Raw genomic sequence first — 12,650 nt, forward strand, 5'->3', positions numbered from 1 at the left:
GACATCCCCATCATCACCCTCGACGCCCGACGCCGGGACAGCGCCAAGAGCGCCCTCATCACCCTCGTCGAACACGCCCTCCTCGCCCGACTGCGGTGACGGGGCCCGCCAAGGGGTAATGGACACGCCAGAAGGGGGCGTGCGGAGCCTTCCGCACGCCCCCTGGGCACTTCCGCGCACCGACCGCCGTTACGGCTGCTGATCGGCCCTCAGCAGCCCGTAGGTGTACGCGTCCTCCAGCGCCACCCAGGACGCGGCGATCACGTTGTCCGCGACGCCGACCGTCGACCAGGTCGCGCTGCCGTCGGTGGACTCGATCAGCACCCGGGTCTTCGAACCGGTGCCGTGCTGGCCCTCCAGGATCCGGACCTTGTAGTCCACCAGCTCCAGCTTCGCCAGCGGCGGGTAGATCGGCTCCAGCGCCGCCCGCAGCGCCTTGTCCAGCGCGTCCACCGGGCCGTTGCCCTCCCCGGTGGCGACCTTCCGCTCGCCCTTCGCCCACAGCTTCACGGTCGCCTCGTTGCCCGCGAAGCCCTTCGGGCCCTGCTCGCTGATGGTCCGCCAGGACTCCAGCTCGAAGAACCGCTGCCGCTCGCCGCCGTTCACCTCGTCGCGCAGCAGCAGCTCGAACGAGGCGTCCGCCGCCTCGTAGGTGTAGCCGAGGCTCTCCTGCTCCTTCACCCGGGCCACCACCCGGCCCGCCAGGTCGCGGTCGCTGGACAGGTCGTAGCCCAGCTCCTTGCCCTTCAGCTCGATCGAGGCCCGGCCCGCCATGTCGGACACCAGCATCCGCATGGTGTTGCCGACCAGCTCCGGGTCGATGTGCTGGTACAGGTCCGGGTCGACCTTGATCGCGGAGGCGTGCAGGCCCGCCTTGTGCGCGAACGCCGAGAAGCCCACGTACGGCTGGTGGGTGGACGGCGTCAGGTTCACCACCTCGGCGATGGCGTGCGAGATCCGGGTCGTCTCGGCCAGCGCCCCGGCCGGGAGCACCCGGCGGTCGTACTTGAGCTCCAGCGCCGCGGCGACCGGGAACAGGTTCGCGTTGCCGACCCGCTCGCCGTAGCCGTTGGCGGTGCACTGCACGTGGGTCGCCCCGGCGTCCACCGCGGCCAGCGTGTTGGCCACCGCGCAGCCGGTGTCGTCCTGGGCGTGCATGCCGATGCGGGCGCCGGTCTCCGCCAGCACGGTGGCGACGGTCTCGCGCACCCCGGACGGCAGCATGCCGCCGTTGGTGTCGCACAGCACGACGACGTCCGCGCCGGCCTCGTGCGCGGTCCGCACCACGGCCAGCGCGTACTGCGGGTTCGCCTTGTAGCCGTCGAAGAAGTGCTCGCAGTCGATGAACACCCGGCGACCCTGGGCGCGCAGGAACTCCACGCTGTCCCGGATCATCTCCAGGTTCTCCTCCAGCGTGGTGCGCAGCGCCAGCTCGACGTGCCGGTCGTGCGCCTTCGCCACCAGCGTCACCACCGGCGCGCCGGACGCCACCAGCGCGGCCAGCTGCGGGTCCTCGGCGGCCTTCCCGCCGGCCCGGCGGGTCGCGCCGAACGCCACCAGCTGGGCGTTCTGGAACTCCAGCTCGGCCTGGGCGCGGGCGAAGAACTCGGTGTCCCGGGGGTTGGCCCCGGGCCAGCCGCCCTCGATGAAGCCGACCCCGAAGTCGTCCAGGTGGCGCGCGATGGCCAGCTTGTCCGCCACCGTGAGGTTGATGCCCTCGCGCTGGGCGCCGTCGCGGAGCGTGGTGTCGAAGACGTGGAAACCGTCGTTCGGGCGGTTGTTGGCCTCGGTCATGGCCCTGGGTTCTCCGTTCGGTGGAGTTACTGCGTCTGCCGGGATCGGAATCCGGCTCCACTGTCCAGCATCCCGCGCGCGTCCCCGGTGTCTCCGGACCCCTCGTGAGGGCCCGGTGCCGGTCCGGGAGGCAAAACAAAAGACCCCTCGCGGGTGCGAGAGGTCTGCGCGCGGGTCTGGACGCTCGTGGTCGCTCCGCGGTCGGGGTGGTGCCGTGGAGCGGTCACTGCGGACCGGCGCGCCTGCTGCTAATAATCAGCGAAAGCGAGGACACCCTCGCAGTCTTGCACAGCCTCCTGACGCGAGCGCGGGCGTCTCGCCATCCGGAACGGCTCAGGCCGGCCGGTCCGTCGCCAGGTCGAACCCGAACGGCTTCGGCAGGGGCAGCGGGTCCCCGAACGGGACGGAGGTGGTGGCGGTGTACTCGCCACCTTCCGGGTGGCCGTGCAGCACGACCTGACCGGCCTTCCGGTCCACCAGGAGGTAGAGCGGAATCCCCGCTGCGGCGTAGCCCTTCCGGCTTGTCCCGGCGGTCCTTGGCGGGATTGCTGGAGGTGACCTCCAGGACCATCAGGAGCCGGTCCGGCTTCATCCACGAGGGCTGACCGTCGAACGCTCCCTCGTCGGCGAACGTCCCGTCGGGGATGAACCTGCCGCCGGGGACGATCAGCCCCTTGTTGCCGGCGAACGTGATATCCGCGTCGCACAGCCGGAACACCTGTCGGACGATCCGACCGATGGCCCCCTCGTGGTCACCGTCTGGCGGCGGCGTCACGATGATCTCCCCCTCGACAAGCTCGGCCTTGAACCCCTCCGGGGTGTCCAGGGCGAGGAAGGCGCCCAGGAGGACGTCCTCCGGGCTGCGGTGGACGTCGGCGTCGTACGTCTCGGCGGTCATGGTCCCTCCCTCCTGTCCGAGCCGTTCAACGAGTGGAGCGCTTCCGAAGCTACCGGGCCCGGGCATTCCGCCGTGAAATGCCCGGGCCCGCGGTCCGGCGTCAGGCGATGGTGTGCATCCAGCCGCGGGTGTCCGGGGCCTGGCCGCCCTGGATGGCGAGCAGGGACTCGCGCAGGCGCAGGGTGACGGGGCCGGGCTCGCCGGTGCCGACGGTCCAGTCGGCGCCGGCCGACTTGACGTGGCCGACGGGGGTGATGACGGCGGCGGTGCCGCAGGCGAAGACCTCGGTGATGGTGCCGTCGGCGTTGCCGCGCTTCCACTCGTCGGTGGAGATCCGCCGCTCCTCGGTGCGGTGGCCGAGGTCGGCGGCGAGGGCGAGCAGCGAGTCGCGGGTGATGCCGGGCAGGAGGGAGCCGGAGAGCTCGGGGGTGAGGACGGTGGCGTCCTCGCCCTCGCCGAGGACGAAGTAGAGGTTCATGCCGCCCATCTCCTCCACCCACTTGTGCTCGTTGGCGTCGAGCCAGACCACCTGGTCGCAGCCCTTGGCGGCGGCCTCGGCCTGGGCGACCAGCGAGGCGGCGTAGTTGCCCGCGCACTTGGCGGCGCCGGTGCCGCCGGGCGCGGCGCGGACGTAGTCCTCGGAGAGCCAGACCGAGACCGGCTTGACGCCGCCGGAGAAGTAGGCGCCGGCCGGCGAGGCGATGATCATGAAGAGGTAGGAGTTGGCGGGGCGGACGCCCAGGCCGACCTCGGTGGCGAACATGAAGGGCCGCAGGTAGAGGCTCTGCTCGGGCTCGCTGGGCACCCAGTCCCGGTCCTGCCGGACCAGCAGCTCGACCGCCTCGACGAAGGTCTCGACCGGGAGCTCGGGCATCGCCAGGCGGCGGGCGGAGGCCTGGAAGCGGGCGGCGTTGGCCTCGGGGCGGAAGGTCGCGACGGAGCCGTCGGCCTGCCGGTACGCCTTGAGGCCCTCGAAGATCGACTGCCCGTAGTGCAGCGTCATGTTGGCCGGGTCGATCTCCAGCGGCGCGTACGGGGTGAGCTGGGCGTCGTGCCAGCCCCGGCCCTCGGTCCACCGGATGGTGACCATGTGGTCGGTGAAGACCCGCCCGAAGCCGGGGTTGGCCAGCCGGGCCCGGCGCTCCTCGGCGGACAGCGGGTGCGCGGTGGGCTTGAGGTCGAACGTGATGGGGGCCGGGGCGGTCGTGCTCATGGCTTCCTGTCCTTCACCGTGTGGTTGGGCGGGGCCTTCGAACCGTCGGGCGGGGAGAGAACGCACGACGGCACGGCCCACTGTCGATACTCGCATCCAGGGGGCCGTGCCGGACAGCCGGGCGGCTGTTCTCGCTGTGCTACCGGCCCACCGGCCGGAAGGGTCGTCGTCCGGGCCGGGTGTCAGCCGGCTACTCGGGCGGCCAGCGCGTCGCCGACCTGGGAGGTCGAGCGGGCGCCGGTGCGCTCGGTGAGGTCCGCGGCGACGGCGGCCTCGACCCGGGCGGCCTCGGCGGTGAGGCCGAGGTGCTCCAGCAGCATGGCGACGGACAGCACGGTGGCGGTCGGGTCGGCCTTGCCCTGGCCGGCGATGTCCGGGGCGGAGCCGTGCACCGGCTCGAACATCGACGGGAAGTCGCCGCTGGGGTTGATGTTGCCGGACGCGGCCAGGCCGATGCCGCCGGTGACGGCCGCGGCGAGGTCGGTCAGGATGTCGCCGAACAGGTTGTCGGTGACGATCACGTCGAAGCGCTCGGGCTGGGTGACGAAGAAGATCGTCGCCGCGTCGACGTGCAGGTAGTCGGTGGTGACCTCGGGGAACTCCCGGCCGACCTGCTCGAAGATCCGGGTCCACAGGTGGCCGGCGTGCACCAGCACGTTGTTCTTGTGGACGAGGGTGAGCTTCTTGCGCGGGCGGGCCTGGGCCCGGCGGTAGGCGTCGCGGACGACCCGCTCGATGCCGAACGCGGTGTTCAGCGACACCTCGGTGGCGACCTCCTGCGGGGTGCCGGTGCGCAGCGTGCCGCCGTTGCCGACGTACGGGCCCTCGGTGCCCTCGCGGACGACCACGAAGTCGATGCTCGGCTCGCCGGCCAGCGGCGACTTCACGCCCGGGAGCAGCTTGCCGGGGCGCAGGTTGATGTGGTGGTCGAAGGCGAACCGCAGCTTGAGCAGCAGCCCGCGCTCCAGCACGCCGGACGGGACGCTCGGGTCGCCGATGGCGCCGAGCAGGATCGCGTCCTGGCCCTTGAGCTCCTCCAAGACCGCGTCGGGGAGGGTCTCCCCGGTGCGGTGGTAGAGCCGTGCACCGAGGTCGTACTCGGTGGTCTCCAGCTTGGTGTCGGAGGGCAGGGCGGCGCGGAGCACCTTGAGGCCCTCGGCCACGACCTCCTGGCCGATGCCGTCACCCGGGATCACTGCGAGACGAATGGTGCGAGACATACCTCGGACAGTACAACCGTCCCACGGCCTGGGCACGGACCGTCCACGATCCGGACGCGGCGTCAGGCGAGCTCGCCCTCGACCTCGACCGCCGGCAGGACGGGCCGGGGCGGTTGCGCCGGTTGAGCCCGACGTTCGTCCCCCGCCACACCTGCCGGCCGGCCGGAGCCGCGTCCGTCAGTGCTCGCTCCACGGGGCCTGGTCGACGCTCGTCAGTGCTCCCGTGGTGGGGGTTCCGGCCTGTCCGACCGGGCTACCGGGCCCCTTCCCGCCCGGGGCCACCCTTCGGGGTGAGCAGCTGGACTCGGCTGCCGACCGGGTTGAGGTGGTGGATCACCAGGGCGTGCGCGAGCGGGGTGTGCAGCACCTGGCCCGGGCGGGTCGGGGCGAGGACGGGGGTGGCCAGGGCCGGGTCGAAGGGGTAGGGGCCGAGGGTGGCGAGGGCGTCGGCCGGGTCCTCGGCGGGGCCGGTCCAGAGGGTGTAGCGGGGGTGGGTGAGCGGGGGCAGGGCGGCGAGCCGGACGGGGAGCAGCAGGGTGTCGGAGTCGAGCAGGGCGGTGTCGGAGTCGCCCCAGCGGCCGTTGAGCGGCTGGACGTCGAGTTCGGCGCCGGTGCGGGCGTCCAGGGTGCGGGCGACCAGCACGTCGCTGCCCTTGAGGCGGTCGGCGACCACGGTCGCGTCGGGGGTGCCGTCGCCGTCGGCGTCGAGCGAGGCGCGCACGCCCAGGGTTCCGGCGGGGGTGGCGGCGGGGGCCCACAGCACGGCGGCCAGGTAGAGGGTGCCGCGGCCGTCGACGGCGGCCGCGGCGTGGCGGAGGTTCGCGGAGCGTTCGGCGGGGTCGTCGACGCAGAGTTCGGTGTCGGCGGCGGGGCAGTCGGGCCAGCGCGGGCCGTCGCCGCCCGGCTGCAGGGCGGTGAGCAGGCCGGGGCGGGGGTTCCCGGAGACGGCGAAGGTGGCGGCGGAGCCGAGCGCGGTGGCGTCGGAGGCGGCCCGCGGGGCGGCGAACAGCGGGACGCGCAGCGGCGGGAGGGTGTCGTCCGCGGGGGTGAGGGTGAGGCGGCCGGAGAGTTCGCCGCGGTAGCTGCGGGCGTGCCCGGCCTGCCGCAGGTCGAGGGTGGGGTCGGGGGTGCGGCCGAGGTCGGGGCCGAGCCGGAGCGTGACGGTGACGGTGGCGCTGCCGTGCGGCGGCAGGTCGACCCGGGCGGGCGAGATCCCGAAGGACGCGCCGGGCAGGGTGGTGGCGGGCGCGTAGCCGGTGGCGTAGGCCAGCGGGCGGTCGCCGAGGTTGCGGACGGTGACCTCGCGGGTGGCGGTGGCCGCGCCGGTGGCCTCGACCGGGCCGAAGGAGACGCCGACCGCGCCCTCGGTCTGCGCCGCGTACGCGAGCACGGGGGTGCGGACGGCGGCGTCGGCCCGGACGCGGCCGCTGCCGGTGCGTTCGGGGCCGTACACCGGGCCGGTGGAGCCGTCGTGCAGGTGGGTGTCGGTGGCGGTGTCCATCAGCGCGGCCTTGACCTCGGCGGCGTCGTAGTCGGGGTGCGCGGAGCGGACGAGCGCGGCCAGGCCGGACAGGTGCGGGGTGGCCATCGAGGTGCCGTCCTCGCGCATGCCGCCGCTGCCGGTGCCGACCCTGGCGGACCAGATGGTCTCGCCGGGGGCGGCCAGGTCGGGCTTGACGAGGCCGTCGACGCCGATGCCGCGGGAGGTGAAGGAGGCGAGGGTGTCGGTGCGCTGCGGCTGGTCCTGCGGGACGGCGCCGTGCAGCGGGTTGCCGGGGGTGGCGAGCCGGACGGTGACCGGGCCGCCGCCGAGCGCCGCCAGCAGCCGCTCGCCGTCGGCGCGGGCCAGGATCGCGGCCGGGATCCGGTCGTCCCCGGCGATCTCGCCGAGGTTGTCGCCGTCGGCGGCGTAGAGCGCGCCGACGGCTCCGGCGTCGGCGGCGTGGTCGGCGCGCGGGGCGGAGCCGCAGGCCCGGTCCGGGTCCTTGGTGGTCCAGCGCAGCACGGCGACCTTGCCGCGCAGCCGGTCGGCGTCGGCGGGCGTGAAGGGCGCGCAGCCGTCCGACTGGTCGGCGGGGACGGCGAGTTCGCCGCTGACCTCGGTGTCGTCCCAGTGGGCGTACTTGCTGCTCCAGTGCGCGGGGACGTTCCCGGCCAGGCCCGCGGGGGCGAGCACGGTGATGCCGTCGGCGTCGCCGTGCGGGTCGACCGAGGCGGCGGCGGTGAGGACGCGGGCGGCGGTGCCGGGGCTGCCGCCGATGCCGTACACGTCGCCCTCGTTGCCGGAGGCGGCGACCACGACGGTGCCGAGGGCGGCGAGCCGGTCGGCGGCCAGCGCGTCGGCGTCGCCGGGGCGGCCGTAGGGGCTGCCGAGCGAGAGGTTGACCACGTCGAGGCGGTCGGAGAGGTCGCCGTCGCCGTTCGGGTCGGCGGCCAGGTCGAGGGCGGCGGCGAGCTGGTCGGTGGAGCCCTCGCAGCCGAACACCTTGATCGCGTAGAGCTGGGCGCCGGGGGCCGCGCCGGGGGCGACCCGGAAGTCGGCCGGGTCCAGGCCGGGCCGGTAGGGGCCGCGGTAGGGCCGGCCGTCGGCGGTGACGCCGAGCCCGGCGGCGGTGCCGGCCACGTGGGTGCCGTGGCCGTTGGCGGCGCAGTCGAGCGGGTTGTCGTCGGGGTGCGGGTCGGGCTGGTGGCGGGGCGAGGCCGGGTCGGGGTCGTAGTCGTCGCCGACCAGGTCCTTGCCGCCGGTCACCTTGGCGTTGGGGAACAGCCCGGCGGGCGCGGGCTTCGCGCCGTCCACCGCGCGGTACGCCTCGGGGGTGCCGGGGCCGCCGAAGTCGGCGTGGGTGTAGTCGATGCCGGAGTCGACGACGCCGATCCGGACGCCCTCGCCGGTGTGGCCCGCGGGGCCGTCCCAGACCTGCGGGGCGCCGGTGAGCGGCACCGAGTACCCGTTGGCGCGCCGCTTGAGCGCGACGGGGCGGACGGCCCGCACCCCGGGCAGGGCGGCCAGCCGCGGGAGTTCGGCGGCGGGCAGCCGCAGCGCGAGGCCGCTGACCAGGGTGCGGGTGCGGTAGAGCGGGCGGGCGTCGGGGACGGCGCGCCGCAGGGCGGCGGTGAGCGCGTCCAACGAGCGGTCGGCGACGGCCCGTTGGCCGCTGCCCGCGCTCGCGGCGGCGCGCCGGGTCTGGTCGGGGGTGCGCAGTTCCCGGCGGGCGGTGTCCCGGGCGCGCTGCCAGGCGGTGGCGGCGGGCTCGGTGCCGAGCTCCAGGAACACGGTGGTGCTCGGGCCCTCCGCCGGCCGGGCGGCGGCGGCCGCCGTCGCGGGGGCGACGGCCGGGGCGAGCAGGGCGAGGGCGGCGAGGAGGCCGAGGGGGGTGCGCACGGCCCCAAGGTAGGAGCCGCCGGAGGGCCGGGGGCGGAGGTTCACCCGTTGGGTGACACGCCGTCACCCGTCCGGCCCAGCAGGGGCGTTGGCGTTCAGTCGCCGATCGGGGCGCCGTTGTCGCGGCGGTCGAGGGCGCGCTGCAGGGCGGCGGCGGTGCGGGGGTCGGCCGGGAGGGCGCGGCGGCGGCGCGGGGCCTGGGCGGCGCGGGCGGCGACGGCCGCGGTGGTGGCGGTGGGGGCGGTGGTGCGGTCTGCGACGAACGGCATACCGGGCTCCTTGGTGCGGGGGCGCAGCGGCGCGCTGGAGGGATGAGCGGGGGTACGCCGAGCAGGGGTCGCCTGCCGCACCGCGTACGGGTCGGACGGGCCATGCGCCCCGGCGTTGTGGGGGTGGCGCACCGTACGACTACTCCACGGTACGACGGGGAGGCCGCGAGGTCAGCAGATTTACTTGGATTTCCTAGTATCTGAGACGGGGTTCACGCCCGGGCATGCGAACGGCCCTTCCGCCTCAAGGTCGGAAGGGCCGTTCGGTGGCTGGTGGAGCGTCAGCCCAGGTTGACCGCGCGGGCGAACTTGGCGCCGATCGCGGCGGCGATCTCGGCCAGGACCTCCTGGGAGACCTCGCTGTCCACGGTGATCGAGGCCAGCGCGTTGTCGCCGTCGCGGGCGACCTGCATGCCCGCGATGTTGATGCCCGCGTCGCCGAGGATCCGGCCGAGGGTGCCGACCACGCCGGGGCGGTCCTCGTAGTGGAAGAACGCCATGTGGTCGGTGAGCGCCACGTCGACGTCGAAGCCGTCCACGCCGACGATCTTCTGGGTCTGCTTCGGGCCGGAGAGGGTGCCGGAGATCGACACCTCGCCGCCGTCCGCCAGGGTGCCGCGGACGGTGATCACGTTGCGGTGCTCGGGCGACTCGCTGGAGGTGGTCAGCCGCACCTCGACGCCGCGCTCCTGGGCGAACAGCGGGGCGTTGACGTAGGACACCGTCTCGGCCACCACGTCCTCGAACACGCCCTTCAGCGCGGACAGTTCGAGCACCTTCACGTCGTGCTGGGTGATCTCGCCGCGGACCTCGACGTCCAGGCGGACGGCGACCTCGCCGGCCAGCGCGGTGAAGATCCGGCCGAGCTTCTCGGCGAGCGGCAGGCCCGGGCGCACGTCCTCGGCGATCACGCCGCCCTGGACGTTGACCGCGTCCGGCACCAGCTCGCCGGCCAGCGCCAGGCGCACCGACTTGGCGACCGCGATGCCGGCCTTCTCCTGCGCCTCGTCGGTGGAGGCGCCCAGGTGCGGGGTGGCGACCACGTTGTCGAACGCGAACAGCGGCGAGTCGGTGCACGGCTCCTTCGCGTACACGTCCAGGCCGGCGCCGGCGACCCGGCCCTCCTGCAGCGCCCGGACGAGCGCCTCCTCGTCGACGATGCCGCCGCGGGCGGCGTTGACGATCCGCACGGTCGGCTTGACCTTGTGCAGCGCCTCGTCGCCGATCAGGCCGATGGTCTCCGGGGTCTTCGGGAGGTGGACGGTGATGAAGTCCGCGACCTCCAGCAGCTCCTCCAGGGAGAGCAGCTTGACGCCCATCTGGGCCGCACGGGCGGCCTGGATGTAGGGGTCGTACGCGACGATCTTCATGCCGAACGCGGACATCCGCTGCGCGACCAGGACGCCGATCCGGCCGAGGCCGACCACGCCGAGGACCTTCTCGCTCAGCTCGACGCCGGTGTACTTGTTGCGCTTCCACTCGCCGCCCTTGAGCGCGGCGTTGGCGGGCGCGATGTTGCGGGCGACCGAGATCAGCAGGCCGCAGGCCAGCTCGGCGGCGGTGACGATGTTGGAGGTCGGTGCGTTGACGACCATCACGCCGGCCTTGGTGGAGGCGGCCACGTCCACATTGTCCAGGCCGACGCCGGCCCGGGCGACGACCTTGAGCTTCTTCGCGGCGGCCAGCGCCTCGGCGTCCACCTTGGTGGCGGAGCGGATCAGGATGGCGTCGACGTCGGCGATCGCGGTCAGCAGCTCGGCGCGGTCGGCGCCGTTGCAGTGGCGGATCTCGAAGTCGGGGCCCAGCGCGTCAACGGTGGCGGGCGACAGCTCTTCGGCGATCAGTACGACAGATTTGCTCACGACAGTGTGTCCTTAACTGTCCGGTTCACCCCGCCGCACGGAGGTGGCGCGCACAGGGCGGGGGAAGGTGGCATGTCGCGTAGCTAGACGCACGACGCTGTGGGCCTGACGCGTGGTTCGGAGTCTATCGGCGGGGCGGTGCGGGGACTGCTCCCGTCCGGCGAAATCACCCGGACGGGAACAGCCTTGTTGTACAACCGGGACGGGGGAGGCTCAGGCCTCCTGGTCGACCCAGCTCATCAGCTTGCGCAGCTTCTTGCCGGTGGTCTCCAGCAGGTGCTCGCTGTCCGCGTTCTTGTACTCGTTGTACTTCGGCAGACCGGCCTTGTACTCGGCGATCCAGGTGTTGGCGAAGGTGCCGTCCTGGATCTCGGCGAGGACCTTCTTCATCTCGGCCTTGGTGTCGGCGGTGATGATGCGGGGGCCGGTCACGTAGTCGCCCCACTCGGCGGTCTCGGAGACCGACCAGCGCATCTTCTCCAGGCCGCCCTCGTACATCAGGTCGACGATGAGCTTCAGCTCGTGCAGGCACTCGAAGTAGGCGATCTCGGGCTGGTAGCCCGCCTCGACCAGGGTCTCGAAGCCGGCCTTCACCAGGGCGGCGGTGCCGCCGCAGAGGACGGCCTGCTCACCGAACAGGTCGGTCTCGGTCTCCTCGGTGAAGGTGGTCTTGATGACGCCGGCCTTGGTGCCGCCGATGCCCTTGGCGTACGACAGCGCCAGGTCGAAGGCCTTGCCGGTGGCGTCCTGCTCCACGGCCACGATGCAGGGGACGCCGCGGCCCTCCTGGTACTGGCGGCGGACCAGGTGGCCCGGGCCCTTGGGGGCGACCATGCAGACGTCGACGTCGGCCGGCGGCTGGATGAAGCCGAAGCGGATGTTCAGGCCGTGGCCGAAGAACAGGGCGTCGCCCGCCTTCAGGTTCGGCTCGATGGCGTCCTTGTAGACGTCGGCCTGGATCGGGTCCGGAACCAGGATCATGATGACGTCGGCCTCGGCCGCGGCCTCGGACGGGGTGACCACGCGCAGGCCCGCCTCGGCGGCCGCGGCGCGGGACTTGGAGCCCTCCAGCAGGCCGACGCGGACGTCCACGCCCGAGTCGCGCAGCGACAGCGCGTGGGCGTGGCCCTGGCTGCCGTAGCCGATGACCGCGACCTTGCGGCCCTGGATGATGGACAGGTCGGCGTCGTCTTCGTAGAACAGCTCGGCCACGGGGGCACATCTCCTTGCGTGATGGTGATGCCGGGGTTCCTACGGTAGGCGCACCCGGCGGACTTCGATGGCAGTGCTCAGTTGGTAAGACGGTGGTGCCGCGCGGAGCGCGCCGTCTGAGGGTGGTGGTGGGCGACGGGTGGGCGGCCGCGTCAGGCGGAGCGCTCCAGCGCGCGCAGCGACCGGTCGGTGATGGAGCGGGCGCCGCGGCCGATCGCGACCAGACCGGACTGCACCAACTCCTTGATGCCGTACGGCTCCAGCATCCGCAGCATGGCCTCCAGCTTGTCGGAGGAGCCGGTGGCCTCGATGGTCACCGCGTCGGGCGACACGTCGACGGTCTTGGCGCGGAACAGCTGGACGATCTCGGTGACCTGGGAGCGGCTCTCCGCGTCGGCCCGGACCTTGACCAGGACCAGTTCGCGCTGGACGGCCTGGGCCTGGTCCAGCTCGACGATCTTGATCACGTTGACCAGCTTGTTGAGCTGCTTGGTGACCTGCTCCAGCGGCAGCTCCTCGACGTTGACCACGATGGTCATCCGGGAGATGTCGGGGTGCTCGGTCGGGCCGACCGCGAGCGAGTCGATGTTGAACCCGCGGCGGGAGAACAGCGAGGCGATCCGGGCGAGCACGCCGGGCTTGTTCTCGACCAGGACGGACAGGGTGTGCTTGGACATGGTGGTCATCGCTTTCTGGTCCGGTCAGTCCAGGTCGTCGCCGAAGTCGGGGCGGACGCCCCGGGCGAACTGGATCTCGTCGTTGGAGGTGCCCGCGGCGACCATCGGCCAGACCATCGCGTC

Annotated in this window: 8 protein-coding genes and 2 pseudogenes; 1 reads left to right on the plus strand and 9 read right to left on the minus strand. The window is 73.2% G+C overall.

From position 1 onward, the window contains the following. Window positions 1-99 (plus strand): annotated as a pseudogene (locus OO57_RS35660) (ATP-binding protein); the annotation flags it as partial. A gap of 90 nt (window positions 100-189) precedes the next feature. Here the strand turns inward: OO57_RS35660 and cimA are convergent. The 9 genes and pseudogenes from cimA to ilvN form a co-directional block, all read right to left on the minus strand. Continuing rightward, on the minus strand, window positions 190-1,794 hold the full coding sequence (gene cimA / locus OO57_RS35665) for a citramalate synthase (RefSeq protein ID WP_033256955.1): 1,605 nt from the start codon (window positions 1,792-1,794) through the stop codon (window positions 190-192). A 333-nt stretch (window positions 1,795-2,127) separates the two neighbouring features. After that, window positions 2,128-2,692: pseudogene (locus tag OO57_RS38835) on the minus strand (Uma2 family endonuclease). A gap of 100 nt (window positions 2,693-2,792) precedes the next feature. After that, a complete protein-coding gene (locus OO57_RS35675; protein WP_033256956.1) occupies window positions 2,793-3,905 on the minus strand; it encodes a branched-chain amino acid aminotransferase in 1,113 nt (370 codons plus the stop codon). 182 nt (window positions 3,906-4,087) lie between these two features. Continuing rightward, a complete protein-coding gene (locus OO57_RS35680) occupies window positions 4,088-5,125 on the minus strand; it encodes a 3-isopropylmalate dehydrogenase (protein ID WP_033256957.1) in 1,038 nt (345 codons plus the stop codon). A 253-nt stretch (window positions 5,126-5,378) separates the two neighbouring features. After that, window positions 5,379-8,507, minus strand: a complete 3,129-nt coding sequence (locus tag OO57_RS35685; RefSeq protein WP_158715350.1) for a S8 family peptidase — start codon at window positions 8,505-8,507, stop codon at window positions 5,379-5,381. Between the two features lie 95 nt (window positions 8,508-8,602). Then, the gene (locus OO57_RS43205) at window positions 8,603-8,776 is read right to left on the minus strand and encodes a hypothetical protein (RefSeq protein ID WP_158715351.1); all 174 of its coding nucleotides are present in this window, start codon (window positions 8,774-8,776) and stop codon (window positions 8,603-8,605) included. 281 nt (window positions 8,777-9,057) lie between these two features. Continuing rightward, on the minus strand, window positions 9,058-10,638 hold the full coding sequence (serA, locus tag OO57_RS35690; RefSeq protein ID WP_033256959.1) for a phosphoglycerate dehydrogenase: 1,581 nt from the start codon (window positions 10,636-10,638) through the stop codon (window positions 9,058-9,060). A 213-nt stretch (window positions 10,639-10,851) separates the two neighbouring features. After that, window positions 10,852-11,850 carry a ketol-acid reductoisomerase gene (gene ilvC, locus OO57_RS35695; protein WP_014138197.1) on the minus strand — a complete coding sequence of 333 codons (999 nt, stop codon included), beginning with the start codon at window positions 11,848-11,850 and terminating at the stop codon, window positions 10,852-10,854. A 152-nt stretch (window positions 11,851-12,002) separates the two neighbouring features. Beyond that, window positions 12,003-12,527 (minus strand): acetolactate synthase small subunit, encoded by a 525-nt coding sequence (ilvN, locus tag OO57_RS35700; protein WP_033256960.1) that lies wholly within the window; start codon window positions 12,525-12,527, stop codon window positions 12,003-12,005. Between the last annotated feature and the right edge of the window lie 123 nt (window positions 12,528-12,650).

It is taken from the genome of Kitasatospora phosalacinea, from assembly GCF_000717185.1.
GTDB lineage: Bacteria > Actinomycetota > Actinomycetes > Streptomycetales > Streptomycetaceae > Kitasatospora > Kitasatospora phosalacinea_A.